This is a genomic window from Pseudoalteromonas citrea, from assembly GCF_000238375.3.
In the GTDB taxonomy this organism is placed as follows: domain Bacteria; phylum Pseudomonadota; class Gammaproteobacteria; order Enterobacterales; family Alteromonadaceae; genus Pseudoalteromonas; species Pseudoalteromonas citrea.
Window position 1 is genome coordinate 458671 of record NZ_AHBZ03000027.1, and the last position, 23008, is coordinate 481678.

21 protein-coding genes are annotated in these 23008 nt (G+C 41.3%); 15 read left to right on the forward strand and 6 right to left on the reverse strand.

The window, feature by feature from the left end; genetic code table 11:
- Positions 1–16 precede the first annotated feature (16 nt).
- The 7 genes from PCIT_RS20085 to PCIT_RS20115 all read left to right on the forward strand — a co-directional run bounded on the left by PCIT_RS20085 (position 17) and on the right by PCIT_RS20115 (position 5559).
- On the forward strand, positions 17–418 hold the full coding sequence (locus PCIT_RS20085; RefSeq protein ID WP_010361784.1) for a nuclear transport factor 2 family protein: 402 nt from the start codon (positions 17–19) through the stop codon (positions 416–418).
- Between the two features lie 101 nt (positions 419–519).
- Positions 520–1743 carry a sensor histidine kinase gene (locus PCIT_RS20090; protein WP_010361785.1) on the forward strand — a complete coding sequence of 408 codons (1224 nt, stop codon included), beginning with the start codon at positions 520–522 and terminating at the stop codon, positions 1741–1743.
- A gap of 3 nt (positions 1744–1746) precedes the next feature.
- Positions 1747–2268: a response regulator transcription factor gene (locus tag PCIT_RS20095; RefSeq protein WP_010361786.1), complete on the forward strand. Its 522-nt coding sequence runs from the start codon at positions 1747–1749 to the stop codon at positions 2266–2268.
- An 85-nt stretch (positions 2269–2353) separates the two neighbouring features.
- Positions 2354–2758, forward strand: coding sequence for a DUF1761 domain-containing protein (locus PCIT_RS20100; RefSeq protein ID WP_010361787.1), 405 nt, complete (start codon positions 2354–2356; stop codon positions 2756–2758).
- 4 nt (positions 2759–2762) lie between these two features.
- On the forward strand, positions 2763–3014 hold the full coding sequence (locus tag PCIT_RS20105) for a hypothetical protein (protein ID WP_010361788.1): 252 nt from the start codon (positions 2763–2765) through the stop codon (positions 3012–3014).
- A gap of 162 nt (positions 3015–3176) precedes the next feature.
- Entirely contained in the window at positions 3177–3440 is a 264-nt protein-coding gene (locus tag PCIT_RS20110; RefSeq protein WP_010361789.1) for a CBU_0592 family membrane protein, read from the forward strand.
- A 124-nt stretch (positions 3441–3564) separates the two neighbouring features.
- Positions 3565–5559, forward strand: coding sequence for a TonB-dependent receptor plug domain-containing protein (locus PCIT_RS20115; protein WP_010361790.1), 1995 nt, complete (start codon positions 3565–3567; stop codon positions 5557–5559).
- A gap of 235 nt (positions 5560–5794) precedes the next feature.
- Here PCIT_RS20115 and PCIT_RS20120 read toward each other — a convergent pair whose 3' ends face one another.
- Positions 5795–6217: a hypothetical protein gene (locus PCIT_RS20120; RefSeq protein WP_010361791.1), complete on the reverse strand. Its 423-nt coding sequence runs from the start codon at positions 6215–6217 to the stop codon at positions 5795–5797.
- A gap of 432 nt (positions 6218–6649) precedes the next feature.
- On the opposite strand from PCIT_RS20120, the gene PCIT_RS20125 reads away from it, so the two are divergent.
- The 4 genes from PCIT_RS20125 (at position 6650) to PCIT_RS20140 (ending at position 13989) form a co-directional block, all read left to right on the forward strand.
- Positions 6650–8842: a M4 family metallopeptidase gene (locus PCIT_RS20125; protein WP_010361792.1), complete on the forward strand. Its 2193-nt coding sequence runs from the start codon at positions 6650–6652 to the stop codon at positions 8840–8842.
- Positions 8843–8908: 66 nt separating this feature from the next.
- Positions 8909–10765 (forward strand): M28 family metallopeptidase, encoded by a 1857-nt coding sequence (locus tag PCIT_RS20130; protein WP_010361794.1) that lies wholly within the window; start codon positions 8909–8911, stop codon positions 10763–10765.
- Between the two features lie 202 nt (positions 10766–10967).
- Positions 10968–12422 (forward strand): SLC13 family permease, encoded by a 1455-nt coding sequence (locus tag PCIT_RS20135; RefSeq protein ID WP_010361795.1) that lies wholly within the window; start codon positions 10968–10970, stop codon positions 12420–12422.
- A 142-nt stretch (positions 12423–12564) separates the two neighbouring features.
- Complete coding sequence (locus PCIT_RS20140; RefSeq protein WP_010361796.1) at positions 12565–13989, forward strand: aldehyde dehydrogenase family protein; 1425 nt, start codon at positions 12565–12567, stop codon at positions 13987–13989.
- 79 nt (positions 13990–14068) lie between these two features.
- On the opposite strand, the gene PCIT_RS20145 is transcribed toward PCIT_RS20140, so the two are convergent.
- From PCIT_RS20145 to PCIT_RS20160, 4 genes are all read right to left on the reverse strand, one after another.
- Positions 14069–14812, reverse strand: a complete 744-nt coding sequence (locus PCIT_RS20145; protein ID WP_010361797.1) for a tetratricopeptide repeat protein — start codon at positions 14810–14812, stop codon at positions 14069–14071.
- A 209-nt stretch (positions 14813–15021) separates the two neighbouring features.
- A complete protein-coding gene (locus PCIT_RS20150) occupies positions 15022–15678 on the reverse strand; it encodes a flavin reductase family protein (protein ID WP_010361798.1) in 657 nt (218 codons plus the stop codon).
- 46 nt (positions 15679–15724) lie between these two features.
- Positions 15725–16450, reverse strand: coding sequence for an SDR family NAD(P)-dependent oxidoreductase (locus PCIT_RS20155; RefSeq protein WP_010361799.1), 726 nt, complete (start codon positions 16448–16450; stop codon positions 15725–15727).
- Positions 16447–16827, reverse strand: coding sequence for a thiol-disulfide oxidoreductase DCC family protein (locus tag PCIT_RS20160; protein ID WP_010361800.1), 381 nt, complete (start codon positions 16825–16827; stop codon positions 16447–16449). Before PCIT_RS20160 ends, PCIT_RS20155 begins: the two co-directional genes overlap by 4 nt.
- A 119-nt stretch (positions 16828–16946) precedes the next feature.
- Here PCIT_RS20160 and ppc point away from each other — a divergent pair, with 119 nt between their 5' ends.
- The 3 genes from ppc to cdd all read left to right on the forward strand — a co-directional run bounded on the left by ppc (position 16947) and on the right by cdd (position 21085).
- Entirely contained in the window at positions 16947–19580 is a 2634-nt protein-coding gene (ppc, locus tag PCIT_RS20165; protein ID WP_010361801.1) for a phosphoenolpyruvate carboxylase, read from the forward strand.
- A 231-nt stretch (positions 19581–19811) separates the two neighbouring features.
- Entirely contained in the window at positions 19812–20180 is a 369-nt protein-coding gene (locus tag PCIT_RS20170) for a hypothetical protein (protein WP_010361802.1), read from the forward strand.
- A gap of 44 nt (positions 20181–20224) precedes the next feature.
- Entirely contained in the window at positions 20225–21085 is an 861-nt protein-coding gene (gene cdd / locus PCIT_RS20175; RefSeq protein WP_010361803.1) for a cytidine deaminase, read from the forward strand.
- 73 nt (positions 21086–21158) lie between these two features.
- On the opposite strand, the gene udp is transcribed toward cdd, so the two are convergent.
- Positions 21159–21911, reverse strand: a complete 753-nt coding sequence (udp, locus tag PCIT_RS20180; RefSeq protein ID WP_010361804.1) for a uridine phosphorylase — start codon at positions 21909–21911, stop codon at positions 21159–21161.
- A 155-nt stretch (positions 21912–22066) separates the two neighbouring features.
- Here udp and PCIT_RS20185 point away from each other — a divergent pair, with 155 nt between their 5' ends.
- Positions 22067–22846, forward strand: coding sequence for a DUF2189 domain-containing protein (locus tag PCIT_RS20185; protein ID WP_010361805.1), 780 nt, complete (start codon positions 22067–22069; stop codon positions 22844–22846).
- Positions 22847–23008 lie beyond the last annotated feature (162 nt).

A 23008-nucleotide genomic window follows, 5' to 3' on the forward strand; every position in this document is an offset into this window, starting at 1 on the left:
ATTATTGCTATTTATCATGACGATAAAAATCTCAGATTCTTTACTCGAACACTTAATTGAACAGGAGAGGGTGTTACTGGAACCCAGTATAAGGCAATCAGCATCTAGTTTAGATAGGCTTCTTAGCCCTTATTTTCATGAAATATCGGCCAATGGCATGATGTTTAATAAAGCACATGTAATGTCAAGGCTGCCAAATGAAAAAGTACCGCAGTTTTATAATCAATCTTTCAAAGGTCAGATGCTAAGTGAGGGCCTTGCTCAGTTAACGTATCACGCTGCATATAGGCATAGTGCAAAGGCACAACTTCATTACTCTATTCGTATGTCTATTTGGAAGCATGGACTCAGTCATTGGGAACTTATTTATCATCAAGGTACGCCATGCCCTGAATTTGAGTTATTGTACGAGGAATAAACCTTTGATGTAGTACAGTGAAGGTTCTGCCGGCACTTGTTATTTATAGAAATAGCGTTAGAGTGTGCAGCAATAATTATGTTGGGCTATTTCGAGTTTTTATGTTGGTATTTTCTCCCACCTCATCAATTGGGCGCTTGTTACTGCTTCGCACCATCGCCATAGTCTTACAATTAGTGATGGTGTGCAGTGGCGTTTATTTATTTGAAAAAGATATTAATTTGTACCCTATTGTTATTGTCATCAGCATTGAATCGCTATTTCAACTACTAAGTATTTACGCCTACCGCAATACCAGTGAAGCCGCTCCATCAGGCATGTTATTGCAGTTGTTGGCCGATTTATTCTTTTTGACTGTTTTATTGTCTTTTTTAGGTGGCGCAAGCAACGCCTTTGTCTCATTCTTATTGCTACCCATCGTCATCGCTGCCGTTACAGTGCCTAAGAACTACGTCGTAATCGTTGCGCTGTGTGCACTAGCTAGCTATGGCTATTTATTTTTTACGTTGCCGAGCCATCATGTCCATCATATGGATATGCATCAGCATTTGACCGGCATGTTGGTTAACTTTGTTTTTAGTGTCATTGTGATAGTTGCAGTTGTAATGGCGTTAGTAAATCAGATTCAGCGTAAAGAACATAAACTCGCACAAGCGAGAGAGCAGCAATTAAAGAGTGAGCAAATAATGGCGCTGGGCAGCGCGGCGGCTCAAGCTACACACCAGTTAGCCACACCGATTGCTAATTTAAACTTATTATTTGAAGAAATGGCTGAAGATTGCCCTGAGCACCCAGCGATACAGGATATAGAAATAGCACTTGAACAATGTAAACAGCAACTTGAAGGGTTTAGAGCACAAACTGAAAGTTTAAAAACAGGTTATATAGAGCAAATGAAATTGGTACCTGATGTGCTACAGGAGCTATCAACTCTCATGGCTTTGCAATACCCAAATCAAAATATTGAGATAATAGATAAATCAGATAAATTGCGAGTGAACGCAGACCCGATGTTACTCCCTGCTTTATTAAATATTTTGAATAATGCGGCACGTGCAAATCAACAGAACAATGCAAATACCATACACCTATTAAGTAAAGCAGATCAGGGGGGCTGGTCACTGACAATTATTGATCATGGAAAAGGGATTGACCCAATGCAGTTAAGTGAATTAGGCCATGAAATAGTACAAAGCGATAATGGTATGGGGATTGCGCTGTTGTTATCCCATGCCACGTTTGAGAGACTAAATGGGAGTTTAACTATTGAAAACCATCCTAATTTAGGTGCACAAACACATTTGTTTCTCCCTACAAAAATATAAATTATGAAAAAATTACTTGTTATTGAAGATGATATTGCTTTTTCAAACACATTATCGCGACGCATGGGGAAATATGGGTTTGATTGTAAAGTGGTAAACGATGAACGCGATATATTAGCTGTGTGCTCGTCATTTTTACCGCAATACATTTTGTTAGATATGAAGCTCAACACCCGATCAGGTTTACACTTTATCGAACCGCTTAAAGCATTGTGCCCCGATAGCACTTTAGTGTTATTGACTGGATTTGCTAGTATTGCGACGGCGGTTGAAGCTGTAAAACTGGGGGCTGATAATTATTTAACTAAACCTGCGGATACTCAGGTTATTTTGCAAGCCTTGATGGGAACGAAGTCGAACACTCAGCTTCCTGAAACGGTTATGTCACCTGAGAGGTTAGAGTGGGAGCATATTCAACAAGTGTTAAAAAATAACGATGGTAATATATCGCAAACTGCTAGGCAGCTAAATATGCATCGGCGCACATTGCAACGTAAATTACAGAAAAAGCCCGCACAAAGATAATTGCCTAATACCTGAATACTTGTATGGTTGCATACGGTCTATTTATTAACTAAATTGGAATAATGAACCGTGAGAGATTTTGGCCATGCAAATATTAGAGCTAAATTATTGGGCTGTGTTGTTGGCCGCGCTTTCTTCGTTTATGTTGGGGGGCATATGGTACTCGCCTTGGTTGTTTGGGCGTGTTTGGATGGAAGGGTGTGGATTAACCGATTTAGATTTAAAAGATAGCGATCCAAAAATGATTTATGGTTTGGTATTGCTATTGTCTTTGCTTATAGCAATTTCGATGGCGGTATTGTTAGGTCAAGATCCCACTTTACTGGAGGCCATATTGTTTGGGTTGCTAACAGGTGTCGGTTTTGTAAGCGCTGCGTTCGGTATTAGCTATATTTTTGAACAAAGGCCATTAAAGTTATTTTTAGTCAATGGTGGTTACCATGTTGTTCAGTTTATACTTAACGCTGTTGTTCTAAGTTTGACAGGGTAATTAAATGGCAAAGCCAAACAAAGTAGGTCCAACGCGTACCGTTGATATTTCATGTGCTAAGTGTCGAGCTGCCTTGTTTAAATATCGTAAAGGCGGCAAAGGTGCCTTGGTAAAGTGTTTTATTGAACGGATCAGTAAAGACTTCACACAGAACCAAACTCATTGCCCTGAATGTGATACGTTGTTTTCACGACAAACGTTAATTAGGGGCACGCCTGCGCTTAAAATGATTGGTGGCAAAGTAACATTTAAATAGAGCGGACATTTGACCTTTCTTTCAGTGGCCTCAATGTTACGATTGCGCGGTTTTGTGCTGTTTCAACGATTGAAAACAACCCTTCCCATGGAGTGGGCCAGTCAGTTTGGGTGACTTTTTTAGTCGATACGACATATTATCGACTGCACAGATGGAAAAAACATGATCGACATATTGTTTGATGTAATAGGTATGAGTGGCACTGGGTTAGTGGTCGGGGCATTTTTTATGTTGCAACTAGGAAAAGCGAGCCCTGAGAGCTTAACATACAATGTAATGAATTTATCCGGCGCAATACTGCTACTCATTAGTTTGTGTTACAACTTCAACCTTGCCAGCTTTGTCATTGAAATTTTTTGGATAGCCGCGTCATTAATTGGCTTATATAAGTACTTTAAGGCTAAACAGTCTACAGCAACCGCTTAAATATCAATAAACTCCAGTTAAAAGCTTGCACAGTTAGCCATCGCTTGTATTATTAAAGTTGAATTGGCTGCTGTGCAGTGACGCAGAATATCGCACGCAGTGTTCAAGTAACATAGAGAATGTGATGATTAATAGAGTAGCGTTGTTTTTTTTGGGGTATTCAGTTTCATCTTTGTCGGTAGCTCAAGCTAATAGCGAAGAGGGGCTGTTTGAATTATCTTTTGAAGAGTTGCTCGATGTTAACATTTCTTTAGCAACAAAAACCGCAGAAACACGCGCCAGCGTTCCTTCCAGTATTACTGTATTTAATGAGCAACATATTTCACTCCTAGGTGTCAGTAATGCTTACGATCTTATGAACTTTGTCCCAGGTTTTCAATCCACGCGAGGAGATTGGGTTGGAGCTGTTCCTAAAGAGCATGCCAGAGGGGTTTACCTCGACAGTGGTAATGTGTTGGTTATGATCAACGGCTTGAGGCTTAACGAGTCATCGTTTGGTAAAGCATCTGTTTATATGCCATTTATCCCAGTTGAAATTATTGAGCGTGTTGAGTTTATTCGTGGTCCGGGTTCCGCACTATATGGCAGCAATGCATTTTTAGGTGTGATGAATGTCGTTACAAAGAAAGAACATAATCAAGTATCTATTGCTGTGGGTGAGCACGGGCACATTCAAGCTAGCTTGAATATGTTTCAGCCACTGAATGAGCGCTATGACATCTATGCAAACGTCGCATGGGAGCAGCGCCAAGGTGAATATTATTCTGAATTTGATGTACGAGACCCTTTGGATACCCATTTTATTGAAGTGGGCATTAAGTGGGATAAGGGGCATTTTGCCGTACACCATAATCAAACAGAGCTTGGTGAGTTTGTAAATTTAGCTGGGTGGTCGCAAGGAAATAATCATAGAAGTGACAATTTAGCCTTTAACTTTTCTTACCAGCTCCTTAGTGATGATGTGTGGAAAGTAACCACTGAGTTACAGTACGTTGAGCACCAAATAGACAGTAACGGTTTGATAGCAAGTGCAGAACAACTCGATTTAGATCGAGATTTTTATGTTGGGCCGTCTTGGGGCACTAAAGATGCGACGCTCAAGTTTGATGCTTCTTATACTGTTGACCCAAGTTTAGTATTTAACTTTGGTGCTGAGTACTCTGAAGAGGAGCAATCAAGAGCTGGAGTTAGGACAAGTTATTTTGATTTCTCACGCGGTGATATTTACGTCGGCGAGGCATTTGATCAGGGGGGGGTTATTACCGTTGTTGATTATGCAGCTTTTAGCGACTTACTTCAGTCTTTTGATTCATATGCCATTTATGGGCAGGCAAAATATCAAACAAGTGATAAAGTCACCCTATTTATTGGTGCGCGTTTTGACGAAGTAAAGCACATAGATAATAAGTTGTCCCCGAGATTAGCCGTGATTTATGATGTGTTTGAAGGGCATACATTAAAGCTACAATATGGGGAATCGTTTAGAACCCCTGTTAGCAATGAACTTAACTCTAATGATGACGTTACAATTGGCAATCCAAACCTGAAGTCCGAGTATGTTAAAACCACCGAGCTTGTATGGCACACACAATATGACTCATGGCAAGCCGATGTTGTTGTATTTGATAATGAGCTAGAAGATTTCATCAATCTAGTCCCTATTGATGCTCAACAAGGCCGCTTTACCTTTGATAATGTATTCGAAACGAGTGTCCAAGGCATGGAGTTAAATGGAAACTTTAATTTATCTGCTAGTACTTGGTTTGAATTGGGTTATACACAATTGTTTGATGAACCATTCAATGCAAGCTTTAAGCGTTTTGGAGCAATGGCGTTAACGCATCAAATATCAGAACTTCAATATAGCTTAAATGCTATTTGGCGGGATACGGTCTTTGTCGAATCTTTAGATCTTAGCGTGGCTCCTCATTTTGAGCAATCTGCTTACTTTATCATTGGTGCCAGTGTTACGTGGCAAATGTCAGCCAGTCAGTCTGTTAATTTTAAAGCGCAAAATTTATTTGATAAGAATTATGGCGTGTTTGACCCGAGAATGCCAAATGGCACAGTGCCCGCTCAGGGGCGTAATATACGAGTGCAATATAACCATACATTTTGAGCGCCGTTAATCATGATAAACACGTTGAGACGAGCGTTATACACATGAAAACGTGCTCTCGTTAATCAATGACTTTAAGATTAGTAGCTCTTTGGAGTGGTCAACCCGTGCAGTGTTAAACGATAAAGCGAGACCCAAGTCGCTTTATTCTATGATGCAATCTAAGTTAAGCGATGCGGTGCGTATACTTGATTGAGTATCTATGTGGGTGTTGCTCCACATGGGCGGTATGCCTTTAGTTAAGCGTGGTCAGTACTGCCTTAATTTCTATTCGCACCTTATCGATGCTCCCCCCAATTTTATTAACAGCTTCTTGATCATCAAAGAGTAGCTGCCAGTTGTTACTCCATACCTGCTCTAGCTCTTTGGTATTGCCTTCAATACTCGAAGTGGTAAGTGCACTAAAATCTCTGATTAATCCTACGCGTACCCAGCCTTTTCTTGGGTTACCTTCAAGTTTGTCTTGGTCGTAATAAGCTGCATAGGTGATTTGCTCTAACGCTGATAGCTCTTTAAGTGTTTCGAAGCAAGCGACACGAATATTGTTATTTGTCTCAGAGGCTTCCAGTCGCCAAATGTTGTAAGAAAAGCCAACCAGCGCAAAGATCATGCTAAACACAACACTTATTTGATATAGCTGATATTTTTTATTATCCATTTGAGAGCCGCCTCGTTGCGTTTTATCTGTATTTTCACTTATAGCATTAAATCGACTTGATTGACCAGTTTAGTGAAAGTCATGCTTATTAAAGAGAAATACTATATTTTTCATTATTTTGAGTTGTTATAACATATCAAAAAGGCATTTTGTATTTTTTCTGAGCTAAATTTTTAGTGTCTATTGTATTGTTTTTTTTACAGCTGGTTTACGTTTGAGCTTTAAGTGCTAACAAGGAATTGTCTACTTTTTTGATGTATATAGTTTTATTTCAAGGTAAATGAATTATGTTTTAAATGTTAATTTTAGGTTTATTTATTTTTTATGCTGGCTACGCTGGGTAAAGCAACAAGGATAACTGTTGCTAATTTCAACTTATAAAAAGCCAGAGTAGATGGCTGATAAAACTAAACAACATTTTGGAGCGTAAACGTGAAAATATCACAGATCACTTTAGCGACAGTCACTGCGTTAGCATTAAGCTACGCGGGAGCAGCTAATGCAGCAAATAAGCAGTATTTAAACAACCAAGGTACAATGAATAAAATACTGGTTTCTAATGCTGCTACGTTATTATCGGCAACAGCAACACAAGTTGTGGGGCTTGGGGCAGGAAATGACTTACTCCTTGTGAAAGAGTTCGCAGGGAAAAATGGTGAAATGACGCGTCGTTATCAGCAGGTTTATCAGGGTATTCCTGTGGTTGGCGATCATGCGATCCTAACATTTGATAAACATGGACAGGTTTTACGTGCACATGGTGCGGCAGTTTATGATGTAGCGAGTGACATTAAAACAGTGAAGCCAACATTATCTCAAGCGGTGGCGCAGAAAAAGTCTCTGCAGCAACATAAAATACAATTAGGAACATCAGAGCAGTTAACTCAGCATAACAAATCGTCCCGTTTAGTGATTTATCTGGATGAGCACTCAATGGCTCGACTAGCCTATGAGGTGACCTATGTTACTTATGGCAAAACGCCTTCTCGCCCTTACCATATTATTGATGCGCATACTGGTGAAATGATCCATAGCTTTGATAACTTGCAGCATGCAAATGCAACTGGCCCCGGTGGTAATGCTAAAACGGGTAAATATGTATACGGTACAGACTTTGGCCATCTCGATGTAGCACAGTCAGGTAACACCTGCTCTATGACCAATGCCAATGTTAAAACGATAAACTTGAACCATGGCACAAACGGCAGCTCTGCTCATAGTTTTACATGTCCTGAAAACACAGTGAAAGAAATTAATGGGGCGTTCTCACCATTAAATGATGCCCATTATTTTGGTAATGTTGTTTTTAATATGTATAACGACTGGATAGGCACTGCGCCACTGAGCTTCCAGTTAAAAATGCGTGTTCACTATAGTAATAACTATGAAAATGCATTTTGGGATGGCAGTGCAATGACATTTGGAGATGGGCAAAATACATTCTATCCATTGGTTAGTTTAGATGTATCGGCACACGAAGTAAGTCATGGCTTTACCGAGCAAAACTCAGGCCTGATCTACAGTGGTAAATCGGGGGGCTTAAATGAAGCTTTCTCTGATATGGCTGGTGAAGCGGCTGAATTCTATATGAAAGGCTCAAATGATTGGCTGGTAGGCCAAGAAATATTCAAGGGAAATGGGGCGCTTCGTTATATGAATAACCCCACTCAAGATGGCCGCTCTATTGATCAGCAATCTAGTTACACCTCTGGTATGGATGTGCATCACAGTTCGGGGGTCTTTAACAAGGCATTCTACAATTTAGCGACGACTGCAGGATGGGACACGCAAAAGGCATTTAAAGTCATGGCTAAAGCCAATCAACAATACTGGACGGCGAGTACCAATTGGGACTTAGCTGGCAACGGTGTGATGGATGCTGCATGTGACTTAAATTATAACCCCGATGATGTAAAAGCAGCACTTGCGGCGGTAGGTGTTATATCAAACCTAAGCGCTGGCAGCACATGTGGCACTACACAGCCGCCAGTTGAAGATGAAGAGATCAGCAATGGTGTTGCACGCACGGGTATAAGTGGAGCAGCTAAGGCGCAACAATTTTTCGTGCTAAACGTACCTGCGGGGGCATCTAATCTTAAGTTTGAAACAACTGGTAATTCGGGCGACGCAGACTTATATGTGAAGTTTGGGTCTCGTCCATCATTAACAGTATCTGATTGTAAGAGTACCAATTCAAACAGCACAGAAAGCTGTGCAATCACAAGTGCGCAAGCGGGTGCCTACTATGTCATGGTCGAAGCATGGAATGCAATTTCTGATGTTTCTTTAACGGGCAGTTATTCTACAGGGGGTGGCTCTACACAACCGATTGACCGAACTGAAAGCAGTGTGAGTGTGTCTCGTAACGGTTGGACGCGCTTCACGCAAGACTTAGCTGCAGGTTATTCATCTTTAGATATTAGTATTTCTGGTGGGACGGGTGATGCCGACCTTTATGTAAACTTCGGCTCCGAGTCTACGACGTCTTCTTATGACTGTCGCCCATATAAAAATGGTAACGCTGAGACATGTACCATCTCTAACCCTCAAGCGGGCACTTGGCATATCGACCTTCGTGGTTATAATGCGGCAAGTGGTGTTACGTTAAACATTAAAGCAAACTAATCAACATCAACAAGTCAGGGAGCCATAACGCTCCCTTTTTTGTTTCAAAAACAATGGAATTCTATTATGAAACATCATGTAAAGTTGGCGCTTTTGTTTGGCACGATACCATTTGGTTTAGCTGCATCAGAAATGTTAGATGAGCGAATTTGGGTAACGGTTGGCGCTGATGCCGCACAACATTATCAGTTAAAAAACACACTCCGAGGTGAGCAAGTACATTCGAAACCGAGTCGTCATCAACATGCTCATATGCTGAATATCGCTGCAGATCAGGCGAATGCATTGAGTGAGTTTATGCATGATAATTACCATCGGTGTGGTGGCTTTGTCGCACACGACTCATTGATGGAAGCTAACGCCTATTTAGCACAATTAGCCGCCGTAGATAATGAAGAAATTCAGCCATTTGCGGTTAATTACAGTATTGATAACCCTGATATGGCTAACAGCTTATTGAGTCAAATTACGGTCAGTAACTTAAATAGTACCGTCAATACGATGTCTGCGTTTCACAATCGCTATTACACTCAACAAACCGGCGTAGATGCCTCTGAATGGTTGAAAAACCATTGGCAGCAAATTGTGCAGTCTCGTACTGATATCAGCGTAGAATATTTTACCCATAGCTGGGCTCAGTCATCGGTGATTGTGACGATCCCCGGTAATGAAAAAGCTGATGAAATAGTGGTGATTGGTGGGCACCTTGACTCAATTAATAGCGCGAACGCGAGCGGTGGCCGAGCCCCGGGTGCGGATGATAATGCATCGGGTATCGCTGTGTTGACTGAGGCACTTAGAGCCGTTGTAGCGAGTGACTTTAAGCCTAAACGTACGATTAAAATTATGGGCTTTGCCGCTGAAGAAGTTGGGCTTCGGGGGTCAAAAGCGATTGCTGAGACTTATAAATCACAGGGTAAAAATGTAGTCGGTATGGTTCAGTTTGATATGACGGGGCGCCATGGAAGTACGGACGATATTGTGATGATGACAGATTATACAAATAATGCTCAGAATCAGTTTTTAGGCCAACTTATAGATGCTTATTTACCTACTGTATCGTATGGTTTTGACCAATGTGGCTATGGGTGTTCAGATCATGCATCGTGGTATCAGCAGGGGTATGCCGCATCGATGCCATTTGAATCAAGAATGGCAGATATAAACCGTAAGATCCATACTATTAATGACACCGAATTTGATGCTGACCATGCAAGTAAATTTGCTAAACTTGCCGTCACTTATTTAGCTGAGTTAGGTAAATCAGCAGGCACAATTGATCCGCCTCCCGTTGATAATGTGTTAGAAAACGGAGTGGCTAAAACGGGCATCAATGGTGTGGCTAAACAACAACTGTTTTACTCGCTAGAAGTACCTGAAAATAGCAGCGACCTACAATTTACCACGGCAGGGGGGACTGGCGATGCAGATCTGTATGTTAAGTTTGGTGCAAAACCCACATTGCAAGCTTATGACTGTAAAAGCACAAACTCAAATAGTGTTGAATCATGCTCTATCACACCGCTTCAAGTAGGCACTTATCATGTTATGGTTGAAGCTTGGAATGCGATAAGTGGTGTGAGTTTAACTGGGCGCTATCAAATACAAACAGGAGGCCCCACACCCATTGACCGAACTGAAAATGGATTGTCCGTTACCCGAGGTGGCTGGTTACGCTTTAATGAAACGTTAGTGGCCGGATATCAGAATTTAACGGTGTCGTTATCTGGTGGGACTGGAGATGCGGATCTTTACGTGAAGCATAGCACTGATGTATCAGATACCGTTCACGATTGCAGGCCTTATAAAAATGGTAATCAAGAAACCTGTACTTTTGATGCACCGACGGCGGGCCAGTGGTTTATTGGCCTAAAAGGTTACACTAATGCCAGCGGGTTGGCATTAAAGATATCGGCTAACTAAAAGCTTAAGATAAAAACTTAAGATAAAAACTTAAGATAAAAACTTAAGATAAAAACTTAAGATAAAAACTTAAGATAACCCATCAGTGATTCTGTGACTGATGGGGTATCTAATCATATTCCTCACTTGAGCTATTCACTTAGCTACTTCATACTCTGTCCTCAATTAGTTGATACGATTCTAGAAATTTATTTAAGATATGATGACCGTGAACACGAAGAATAAAAATAAATTAAACTTACTATTAATGTTACTTGGACCGGGCTTATTCCTTTTAACATGTATGACGAATGCACCAACGGGTATGGAAGAGAATGCATGGCGTACCGCTGGATTGGCGTTATGGTTAGCAATCTGGTGGGTGAGTGAGGTTGTGCCTATCCCAGCTACTTCTTTAGTACCCCTTATTGCCGTGCCGTTGGCTGGTATTAACGATATAAAGTCTGCGGCCAGTTTATATGCACATCCGTTAATCTTTTTATTCTTGGGTGGCTTTTTAATTTCTATCGCGATGGAAAGGTGGCATCTACATAAGCGAATAGCACTGCATACCATGCTCAAAAGTGGTAATAGCCCAAGGTTGCAAATTTTAGCTATGATGCTGGTAAGCGGTTTTCTATCGATGTGGATCAATAACACTGCAACGACTTTAATGATGTTGCCTATCGCGTTGTCTGTGATCCACGTTTTAAAAGACACCAATAATAGCGATGATAATTATGGTAAAGCATTATTATTGGCTATTGCATATAGTGCGAGTTTAGGCGGAATTGGCACTATTATTGGCACTGCACCTAATGCGCTCATGGTGGCATATTTATGGGAAAGTTATCAGATAAAAATAGGCTTTGCACAGTGGATGGCTTTTGCCGTTCCATTTAGCTTACTAATGATAGTGTTGTGCTGGGTTTGGTTAACGCGCTTTGCGTTTAAGCTCTCTGGTAATGCAGGTGAAAGCACCAATTTAACTGCCTTATTTAAAAGTCAGCTGTCGGAGCTTGGTAGCATGACGTTGGCTGAAAAGAACGTTCTATTCGTATTTATATTCGCGGCGACTAGTTGGATTTTAAGGCCTTACTTAGCACAAATAACGGGATTGAATCTTACCGACACCGGCATTGCCATGATAGCGGCTTTATTATTATTTATATTGCCAGCCAAAAAGCATAGCGATGAACGAGTATTAGATTGGCAGTCTGCGAATCAATTACCTTGGGGAATTTTATTGCTATTTGGTGGTGGCTTGACCCTAGCCGCACAGATAAAGTCATCAGGTTTGGCCGTATATATTGCGAACTCATTGGCAGGCGCGTCGGTGATGCCCATTGTCGTTGGGGTTCTAGTTGTTGCTGCGTTGATTTGCTTTTTGACTGAAATGACCAGCAATACAGCGACGGCTGCGGGCTTTTTACCCTTGCTAGGGCCAGTTGCTGAGCAAGTAACAGGTACGCCTTTAATCTGGGTTTTACCCGCAGCAATTGCAGCGAGTTGCGCGTTTATGATGCCTGTGGCGACGCCGCCAAACGCCATTGTATTCGGCTCTGGAGAAATTAAAATCAGGGAAATGATTAAAGCGGGCTTTGCTATGAATCTATTAGCTATCGTGTTGATCACACTGATCACTATGACTGTGGGGTCATACTTATTTGGTTTTTAAACTTAGGTGACAAAATATCGATACGCGACTGAGCTTTAGAGTACCAGTGTTCGACACTGATGTTATTCAAACGTTAAGCTTTGCGTATCGATTCAGGCTTCGATATAGTTGAGATATACCTTATTAGTGCGGTTGACTCCAAGTGCAAGCAGAAAATATCTCATATCTTAATCAGCAGTTATTAACATTAAAGTCGTCTTATTTAGGGCAACCTTTTCCCTCCTTAGAAGATCGACTTGAATTATTGAATCACTTATTGAATCGCTTGGTTGAATCACAACAAGCATTTGTGGTTGCTGCCGATAAAGACTTTAATGGCCGAACCGATTTTGATTCACAAATCGGTGATATTTTACCGACCATTAATGGACTTAAATATCAGATCAAACATCTAGCTAACTGGATACGTCCAGATAAACGTCATTCTGGTATCGCGATGTGGCCCTCTAAAGCGTGGGTGCAACAGGTGCCTAAAGGTGTTGTAGGGATCATTGCCCCGTGGAATTTTCCTATTCAATTGGCTTTATTACCAGTATTTACTGCACTGAGTGCGGGTAATCGCGTGATGTTAAAGCTCAGTGAGTTTACGCCGCACGTAAATCAAGAAATCAAAATGCTTTTGGCTGATATAAAAGAACATTGTGTTGTTGTGGAAGGGGACCATACGATAGCCGCTGAATTTTCAAGCCTGACGTTTGATCATTTATTTTTTACAGGGGCTACTGATATTGGTCGAAAGGTTATGCAATCAGCCGCGAATAATTTAGTCCCTGTAACATTAGAACTCGGTGGCAAGTCACCGGTGATTGTTGCTGATGATGCAAATATTGAGCATTGCGCTAAAAGCATCTTATTAGGTAAATTGACCAATGCAGGTCAGATTTGTGTGGCACCTGACTATGTATTGGTGACGAAAAAGAATAAAACAGCATTGATTGAAGCTTTGAAAGAGATTTACATATCACATTACCCTAACGGCAAAGATGATAAAAAGCTATCCAGTATTATTAATGAAAAGCAGTATGCACGTTTGTATGAAATATTGAATGATGCACGGGATAAAGGCGGGGTGATTTGGCCCGAGGTACAGCAAGAGAATGGTACGTTCTTAGATAAAAAAGCGCCGTTTAAAATGGGGCTACATTTAATTATTAACCCAACACAGGAAATGACGGCACTGCAAAATGAAATATTTGGCCCGATATTGCCAATTATAGAAATGGAAAGTGTAGATGCTGCAATTCAGTACATTGAGTTGTCACAGAGGCCTTTGGCAAGTTATGTATTTACACAAAGCAAAACGTTGCAAAATAAAGTAGGTCAGTCGTTGCGTACCGGGACATTAGCGATAAATGAAACAATTTTACAAGTAACAATTGAAGACAGCCCATTTGGTGGGGTTGGCCACTCTGGTATGGGTCAATATCATGGCAAAGAAGGTTTTCTCACGTTTAGTCATGGTAAAAGTATTTTAGCGAGCGATAAAGTTGCGAGGGTGAGAACGTCACTTTTGCTTAAACAGTCGAAGTTACTATTAGACCCACTCAAAGCACTGTTTTTGAAGTGAACTCACTTCGTTTTGCATGAGATAATTGCGCTTAGTAGAGACTATAAAAACGCGTTACTGTTCTTATAGTCTTATTGAGTTAAAATGTATAAGTGCGTTTTTTAGGTCGGATCTCAGGGGCATACGTCCCTTGTTGGATACGATTATAAATATCATTCGCTATGTCGGTAGCTAACTCAACTTGTGATGGTGACATTTGTTGTTCGTCTAAATCTCGACTTTTACTCGCATCACTATTGCCATTGTATTCAGCGATTAGGTTCCAGATATACGATTTTTCAATATTTTTGTCAGTGCCAAGCCCTTGGTAATACATCAAAGCAAGGTTGAACTGCGCAAGCGAATAGTTATTCGCTGCAGCTTTTTCGTACCAGTCCATCGCAGTATGATAGCTTTGTATTACCCCATCACCATTTGCGTATATGACGCCTAAGTTAAATTGTGCAGCGGCAAGGTTTTTATTTGCTGCGCGCTCGAATAAGTCAATGGCTTTATTTTTATCTTGCTTTACACCTTTGCCATCGTCGTACATAACGGCGAGTGCGAACATCGCATCGGCGCTACCCAGCTTGATGGCGTCTCGAAATAGTGAGGCGGCTTTTTTTAAGTCTTTCGTTACACCAAATCCACCCTGGTACATTTTTGCTAGCTGATAAATACCTGGTGCGTAATTCATATCTGTGAGGTAACGAAACTCCTTAAGTGCTACCTCAAATTGACCTGAGTTAGCGGCTTCAATGCCTTCTTCAAGTCCTGCTGATGAACTTCCTGCAAACCCTAGTAGAGAGGCTAATATAATGGGTTTAATTTTTTGATGCCACATAGTGATGCTCCAAAGCTACTCGTGCCTACAGTGTAAATGACTGATATGGAAATACAATACATACTCGCGGGTAATACATTCAACATGGTGATGTGGCGAGTAGTTTGAATGTTTAACACGCTAATTAGCTTCACGAAAATGACTGTTCAGCCTCTTTGGCTATGTTGACGGACGGTTATTAAGGCCGTCAACACTGTTGGTGCATTAGTTTAATCAAATGGTTTTGGATTGAGTGGATCTAAAAATTGAGGGGTTTCGGATGTTTTGGCATATTTTAACCTACCCAATTTTTGCGTTTGATGATAACTGTCGAGGCCAGATAGCGCTACAGTGCCCAAGCTCTCAATATCAATGAAGCCATCTTGACTGATGGCGGTATCCTCTACATGTAATTCAACCACTTCACCAATGACTAATTCTGTGTTGTTGATTTCGAGGGTTTGAGATGACCGTAATGCCAGTCCGATTTTAACGTTACTTTGTAACACGAAAGGCGCTTTAAAATCTTTGAGGTATTGTGGACTGAGCTTAACCGCGTCAAACTCTGAGTGTAATTTATCGTATCTTGCTGATGTTTGATGTGCACTAATAAAAATATCTTCGCTAACGTGATTTATAGTGTAGACCTTGGTCTCTAGAATGTTTTCTAATGTATGGCGAGGCACTGAGTGAGGGCGCATTATCATACCCATTAAAGGTGGATGTGCCCCTAAATGAAATACAGAACTGACAATGGCAAGGTTTTCATTGCCTGATTTATCGGTGGTGCCAATGAGGTTAGCACTTTTAAAGCCTGAAAGTGAGTTAATAAGTTGCGTTCGATATCGTTGCTCTAGCTGAACAATGTCATCTTTCGAAAAATACATGAAAGTCTCTCTATATGGTTATTCTAAAGTGTTTGGTATCTATCGTTTACCAACTTATTGTTTGACCCTGCCAATCAATATAGTCTAACTGGCCATCAATCACTCGTGTTTGTATTAAATCGTATAGTCTTTCAGCCACAAAATCAGGAGTAAATAGTTTTCCCTGAGGGACATTTTTTTGAAAAGGCTTTGATAGGGGGCTGTCTGTGGTACCTGGATGAAATAATACGAGTTTTGTTGTTTTAGCTCTGCGCTTGTATTCAATCGAGGCCGTTTTAAACATCATGTTGAGCGCGGCTTTTGACGCGCGGTAACAATACCAGCCGCCAAGCTCATTTTCATTGATACTTGCAACACGAGCGCTAAGACAGGTGACAACACATGGGTGGCGGATCTTACTCAAGTGCGGTGCTAACGCTTTGAGCCAAAGAATAGGCGTTAAGGTATTTGCTTTAAAAATCCAGTCAAAATACGCCTCAGAGATATCTTCCAAGCGCTTTTCAGGGGTAAATTCTTGGTTATGTAATTGCCCGTTAAAAATGGTGATAGTGGCGGCATTCTGTAAAGGAACTTTCAGCATGTCCACCGTATGAGCAATACTGCCTTCATTATGTTCGCTTACTCTGTGCGTTTGATTGTGGTGATGAACTTTTATGTCTTGTTGACTAATGGAATAGACATGCGCACTCGGGTCTTGCTGGTGCAGTCTGTCGATAAAACTTTGTGCAATCGCCGCAGACGCACCGATGACAAAATGGTTTTGTGTTGTCATTTTAACTTACACCCTGATTTATCACATTGGTTAGGCATTAATAGCCCAGAAATTTTCATTCGGTGTTTAGCAAAGAATAAATAAGCCTTATCGGCAAACCACTTTATGGGCTGCTTTCTAAATAAAATTAACCACTTATGTTTGTTTACAGTTTGCCAAGCACAGTAAGTGACGTCTAGACCGAGAAGTAAGTTGTTATTGTTATCTAGCCCATGCAATATTTGTAACGCGTGCTGTTTATTGATGCTGGGATAGTCTTGTTCAAACGAGTTTGAGTGAACATCAATAAAGCTAATTTTGTGGTCGGTGTCATGGCTTTTCAGGCTTGTCATTTCCTTCGCACATAATGGACATTGACCGTCATAAAAAATTTTCATTGCCTACCTTTTGTCATTTTCGTGTGTATCAATACGGAGTAAGACGAGTATTAGATCGCTGTTATTCAGTATTAATCTCTGTATAGTGAATAGGGCAAAATGTAGACAAAGGACGTATGATGACTGAACAATATCAAACACTTCGCGCCAACGTAAGCATGTTGGGAGAGTTACTTGGAAAAACGATAAAGCAGGCCCAAGGCCCTGCTATGTTGGATAAAGTAGAACAGATAAGGCAATTAGCCAAATCTTCTCGGGGGGGGAATGAGCAAGACAGGGCTGAGCTTATTGCTACGCTTCACGGTTTAAAGGATGAAGAGTTACTGCCTGTAGCGCGTTCATTTAACCACTTCTTAAACTTAGCGAATGTTGCTGACCAATTTCATACGATTTCAAAAACTGGCGCGCCTGATGGGGTGATTCAACCATTAACTAATACATTAACTACATTAGCGAAGAAAATAGAAAAAAATACTCTAAATCTTAATGAAGCCGCAGAGGTCATTGGGAAGTTAAAGATGGACTTAGTCTTAACAGCTCATCCTACAGAGGTTACTCGTCGGACCATAATTAATAAACATGTTGAGTTAAGCGATTGCCTTGCAGCTTTGGAGCTGGAAGGTTTAGATATTCAGCAGCAAGAATACATAAAAAACAGAATCGAACAATTGATCTGCCAAGCCTGGCATACTAATGATATTCGTCAAAAAAGGCCTACCCCTCTTGATGAAGCCAAGTGGGGATTTGCTGTTATTGAAAATAGTTTGTGGCAAGCAGTGCCTGACTTTATTCGCCAATTTCATACTCACACGAAGGGTTTATTGGCACTGGAATTACCCGATTCATTTTCGCCAATCAACTTCACATCTTGGATGGGAGGTGATCGTGATGGGAACCCTTTCGTTACAGCTAGTGTGACACAGACCGTGTTAGATCACGGTCGCTGGATGGCATTAGATTTATATCGTAGAGATTTAGATAAGCTCAGTGCAGAGCTATCTATGCATCAAGCAAATGATGAGCTAAGCAAAGTTGCTAACAACGATGCAGAGCCATATCGATATGTACTGAAAGGGTTAAAAACACAGATAAGTCATACTATTAACGCCCTTGAAAATAAAATAAAGCAGCAGCCGAGTAAATACCTAGACAGTCTCCGTGAAGTGACACAGCTTAAAACACCGTTAGAGAAAATATATCGCTCGTTAGTGGCTTGCGACATGAAAGTGGTTGCCGATGGACTACTGCTGGATGTATTAAGGCGATTGGACTGTTTTGGTGTGAACTTGTGCAAATTAGATATTAGGCAAGATTCGGAGCGTCATACCGAAGTACTAAGTGAATTAACCGGGTACTTAGGTCTTGGCGTGTATGGTGATTGGAGTGAGCAGGATAAACAGGCATTTTTGCTCGCGGAATTAAACTCTCGTAGACCACTTATTCCAAAGCATTGGCAACCAACGGCCAATGTAAAAGAAGTGCTAGACACTTTTGGCGTTATAGCGGAACAAGACCCGCAATCATTGGGGATTTATATTATCTCGATGGCGCGTTCAGCATCCGATGTGTTGGCGGTAGAGCTGTTATTAAAAGAAGCGGGTTGTGGGTTTAAGTTACCAGTCGCGCCGTTGTTTGAAACTCTGGATGACTTAAATAATGGTTCGCAAGTAATGACTGAATTATTTAGTCATTCTTGGTATCGGCAACAAATAAATCGTACTCAGTACGTCATGATAGGATACTCTGATTCGGCAAAAGATGCTGGAATGATGGCAGCAGGTTGGGCACAGTACAGTGCAATGGAAAAGCTAATCGGTTTATGTGAATCCCAAGAAATTGAACTGATCTTATTCCATGGCCGAGGTGGTACGATTGGTCGCGGTGGCGCACCAGCTGCTCAGGCACTTCGTTCACAACCCCCAGGCTCGCTTAAAAATGGCTTACGCGTTACAGAGCAGGGGGAAATGATCCGATTTAAATTTGGATTGCCACAAGTGGCTTTACAAAGTTTTGCATTGTATAGCTCTGCGATTATTGAAAGTAATTTACTGCCGCCTCCAGAGCCTGAGCCTCATTGGCGTGCCGTAATGGAGACGATTTCCAATCATTCATGCCAACACTATCGGTCGGTTGTTCGTGAAAACCCTCAATTTGTGCCTTATTTCAGAATGGCGACACCTGAGGTGGAGCTGGCAAAATTACCACTAGGCTCAAGGCCAGCAAAGCGAAACCCACATGGTGGTGTAGAGAGCCTGCGTGCAATCCCTTGGATATTTGCTTGGACACAGAATAGGTTGATGTTGCCAGCGTGGTTGGGGGCATTGCAAGGCCTGTGTGGCGCGTTAGAGCAGTTTGGTGAAGATGAGCTACTTAAAATGAGTGAGCAGTGGCCATTTTTTAGAACTCGGTTAGAAATGTTAGAAATGGTATTTTGTAAGGCGGATAGCTGGCTTAGTGAGCACTATGAGCAAGGCTTAGTGACTCAGCCGTATCGTGGGTTAGGTCAGCAATTGCGCAGTGAGCTGGCTGAAGTTAAAAAGCTGGTGGAGCGTTTGGCACCTAAATCAACGCTTTTATCAGCACAGCCTTGGATAAAGGAATCGATAGCTTTACGGAATCCATACACTGATCCACTGAATGTATTACAAGTCGAATTATTAAACCGTTCCCGTACCAATCATACTGAAGAAATTGATAATGCATTAATGATCACAATGACAGGGATTGCGGCGGGTATGAGAAATACGGGTTAGTAGGTGAATAATGGGTGTTGGGTTGTAATAAGGTTAACATTTAGTTCCCAAATCGCACAAAAACCAACCTAAAGGGTTGGTTTTTGTATTTTGCTTAGTTTTTAAATATTAAATTTATTGACATTGCTTCTCATTTCCAGAAGAATTCCCTTCTGGTTAAACCAGTAGTCTATTTTTAAAGCATAGTGCTTATTTAAAGCAGATATGTGAACTATTGTATATTGAGGTCTGATGTCCACACTTTCTACAAGTATTACCTATGATGAAACAACGTCATTGGTAATGATGACGCTGAGAGGTACAGCGAGCGCACAGGATGTGGTTGATGTTTATCAAATAGCGAATGGATACGCCAAAACTCATAACAGCTCTAAAATCTTAGTTGATGTAAGCGACCTAGAGCACCGCTTTGCAGCGATTGATATCGTAAATATCATGCCTAAAGTAGCTCACTACTTGAGGGATATAAGTATTGCGCGCGTTGTGGGGTTTGAAGGCTACATGCACGATTTGTTCTTACAAAAAGCCAAGCGATTTAATGTTGATGCAGAAAACTTCGAATGTTTTAAATCTGCAAAGCAATGGTTGTGTAATAACTAATTACTGCTTAAACTATGCTGCCATTGGTTAACTATGAATAAATAATGGCAGTATTAACTCCGCTTCAAATAAAAAACTTAACAGAGCAAGCGAAACAGTCCAAAGGGCTTATTCCTCATTCGGTACTTACACCGTTACTCAGCACGTTACAGTGCGATATAGATACATTACTTCAGGCATTGTTACCTGTTGCTACTTCTTTCTCTCAGGCGCCCGTCTCGCAGTTTAATGTGGGTGCAATTGCGTATGATAAAACCACTGGAAACGCTTATTGCGGTGCAAACCTAGAATTTTCACATCAAGCACTCAGCCTTACTGTGCACGCAGAACAAGCCGCCATTAATAATGCATGGCTCAATGGTGCGCAAACTATCTCTGTGATAGCAATTACGGCGCCACCGTGCGGTCATTGTAGGCAGTTTATGAATGAGATTGCAGATGCTGATAGTTTAAAGGTTGTACTGCCGACGCTAGAGACTGACCTTAAGACGTTGTTACCTCATTCGTTCGGTCCAAAAGATTTAGGAAATGAATTTTGTTTATTGGCGGCGAAGAGTCACGATGAGATAGCACTCCCTGAGCAAGTTAGTCAGCAATTGGCACGACAGTTTATGCTTGCTTATGCTCCGTACTCAAATAATCCTGCTGCCGTTGAAATTAAAACGGTATTTCATGGTAGTTTTTACGGCCGTTACGCGGAAAATGCCGCATATAATCCCAGTTTATCTCCAATGCAAAGTGCATTGAGCCAATTGGCTTTAGCTGGGCTGACGCTAAACTGTGTTGAAGTGGTATCGATCACGCTAGTGGAAACTGCAACTGGTCATAATCAAAAAGCGGTGGCTGCTGCTGTATTAGAAAGCTATTTCTGCGATGGTATTTTGCAACACGTATTGGTGGAGTAATCAAATAAGTTTAATAACAAAAAAGGGCTGGTATGGCCCTTTTTTAGGTTAAGCTGGCATCAAATTCGTTTTTCTACAGTAGGCTTTCTGCTGCCTTTATTACCACCGAGACTGCTTTTTTCTCAATTTCACCGTGATCTACGTTCGGGATCTCTTGGCGGGTACGATTTACCAATACACCCGCAACGCAAGCTGCTTTAAGTCCTAATGCAGCACACATCGTAAAGAGGGTTGCAGATTCCATTTCATAGTTCATGACATTCAATTTTTGCCATTGCTCACAGGTACCTTGGAAATCTTTAGAGACATAACCAGAATAAGTGTCGTACCTTTCTTGGCCTGGGTAGAAGGTGTCGCTTGAAGCGGTAATACCCACATGGTGCTTAACGTCTAAAGACTCACAGGCGTTAACCATTGCTTGTGTACAGTGAAAATCAGACACGGCAGGGTAACTTAATGGCGCAAAATGCTGGCTGGCACCGTCAAGTCTTACCGATGCGGTACTGACCAGTAGGTCGCCTTCATTAATATGGGGTTGGATCGCGCCTGTAGTTCCAATGCGTAGAAATGTTGTTATTCCTAGCTGAGCAAGCTCTTCAACGGCGATGGAGGTTGATGGCCCGCCAATCCCTGTTGAACAAACAATGACTGTTTTATCTTTTAGTTTTGCTGAATAAACATGAAACTCACGTGTCTGCGCAAGACATTTAGATGACTCCATTTTTTCTGCGATGCGTTTAGCGCGCTCTGGATCGCCCGGGACTATTGCTAAAGTTGCACCTTCAAGCGCAGTTTTATCGAGTCCTAAATGAAATACCTTGTCCATAGTAAACCTTATTTTTATATAAAGCGTAATACTTAATACTTATGAGTAAAAAGTACAGGACAGATGTCCGAATATTTAATTCAGAATAGGTTATTAGCTTGCAACTTTAAAGTTGTTCTTCTAAACCTTAAGTAATGCAATAATGAGGAAGAGTTATGCCTGCATCACCGTCACTAGATAAACACACTGAATTTGCTCGATGTCTCGAAAGTAACAAAGTAGAGACACTTGCTCCTTTTCACTGGTTAGCGCTTGCGTTTAAAGACATTGCCAGAGCACCTATGCTCAGCCTGATATATGGCCTAGTTTTTACAATAATACCAGCCACGATAATGTACTTAGTTTTTTATTCCGGTACGCACCTGGTTATTCTACCCGCTGCAGTGGCGTTTGCTCTCATCGGACCGGCCTTTGCCTCTGGTTTGTATGATGTTGCTTGGGAACTTGAAAAAGGCCATAAGCCGACGTTAATCCATAGTTTAAAATCAATGTTTCGAAACCCAGCTGGAGAGTGGGGGTTCGCGATATTACTCATGGTAATCATGATAGTGTGGATGCGTCTGGCCGCGTTGATCCATGCTTTATACCCAAATGTTCCTGACCCAACATTTGAACAGCTTTCAGCATTTTTGACGCTTGGCAGTATTGTTGGTGGGGTACTTATGGCGGTGGTTTTTGCGATATCAGCGTTTACACCACAAATCATGATGGAACGACGTGTTGATATTATGACCGCTGTTGTATCTTCTATTCACGCTGTGAAAACAAATGCCCATGCTATGTTCGTTTGGGGTGTGTTGATTGTTGGACTAGTTATACTTGGTTTTGCAACAGGTGCAGCAGGGTTTATTGTGATCATGCCTCTGTTGAGTTATGCGAGTTGGCATGGGTACATTGCGATTATTAAAACGAAAAAAGCACGAGGTTATGAGTAGTACGTAACTATGCAGCCTCAATGCATATAAAACCATAGCGTCTATTGTTTCAATTTTCGCTATGGTTGACTTTCCTTCTTGTCATGATATATCTCTCGATCAAGGCATCACTACTTACGTTCGAATTTCAAAAATACAGGTTTGATTATTTACAACTGTTTG

Coding starts and splice junctions, on each gene's coding strand:
- PCIT_RS20090 (WP_010361785.1), top strand. CDS start 520: ATGTTGGTATTTTCTCCCACCTCATCAATTGGGCGCTTGTTACTGCTT.
- PCIT_RS20145 (WP_010361797.1), bottom strand. CDS start 14,812: ATGTGGCATCAAAAAATTAAACCCATTATATTAGCCTCTCTACTAGGG.
- PCIT_RS20105 (WP_010361788.1), top strand. CDS start 2,763: ATGGCAAAGCCAAACAAAGTAGGTCCAACGCGTACCGTTGATATTTCA.
- PCIT_RS20150 (WP_010361798.1), bottom strand. CDS start 15,678: ATGTATTTTTCGAAAGATGACATTGTTCAGCTAGAGCAACGATATCGA.
- PCIT_RS20160 (WP_010361800.1), bottom strand. CDS start 16,827: ATGAAAATTTTTTATGACGGTCAATGTCCATTATGTGCGAAGGAAATG.
- ppc (WP_010361801.1), top strand. CDS start 16,947: ATGACTGAACAATATCAAACACTTCGCGCCAACGTAAGCATGTTGGGA.
- PCIT_RS20155 (WP_010361799.1), bottom strand. CDS start 16,450: ATGACAACACAAAACCATTTTGTCATCGGTGCGTCTGCGGCGATTGCA.
- PCIT_RS20135 (WP_010361795.1), top strand. CDS start 10,968: ATGACCGTGAACACGAAGAATAAAAATAAATTAAACTTACTATTAATG.
- PCIT_RS20185 (WP_010361805.1), top strand. CDS start 22,067: ATGCCTGCATCACCGTCACTAGATAAACACACTGAATTTGCTCGATGT.
- PCIT_RS20095 (WP_010361786.1), top strand. CDS start 1,747: ATGAAAAAATTACTTGTTATTGAAGATGATATTGCTTTTTCAAACACA.
- cdd (WP_010361803.1), top strand. CDS start 20,225: ATGGCAGTATTAACTCCGCTTCAAATAAAAAACTTAACAGAGCAAGCG.
- PCIT_RS20115 (WP_010361790.1), top strand. CDS start 3,565: ATGATTAATAGAGTAGCGTTGTTTTTTTTGGGGTATTCAGTTTCATCT.
- PCIT_RS20120 (WP_010361791.1), bottom strand. CDS start 6,217: ATGGATAATAAAAAATATCAGCTATATCAAATAAGTGTTGTGTTTAGC.
- udp (WP_010361804.1), bottom strand. CDS start 21,911: ATGGACAAGGTATTTCATTTAGGACTCGATAAAACTGCGCTTGAAGGT.
- PCIT_RS20100 (WP_010361787.1), top strand. CDS start 2,354: ATGCAAATATTAGAGCTAAATTATTGGGCTGTGTTGTTGGCCGCGCTT.
- PCIT_RS20110 (WP_010361789.1), top strand. CDS start 3,177: ATGATCGACATATTGTTTGATGTAATAGGTATGAGTGGCACTGGGTTA.
- PCIT_RS20130 (WP_010361794.1), top strand. CDS start 8,909: ATGAAACATCATGTAAAGTTGGCGCTTTTGTTTGGCACGATACCATTT.
- PCIT_RS20170 (WP_010361802.1), top strand. CDS start 19,812: ATGTCCACACTTTCTACAAGTATTACCTATGATGAAACAACGTCATTG.
- PCIT_RS20085 (WP_010361784.1), top strand. CDS start 17: ATGACGATAAAAATCTCAGATTCTTTACTCGAACACTTAATTGAACAG.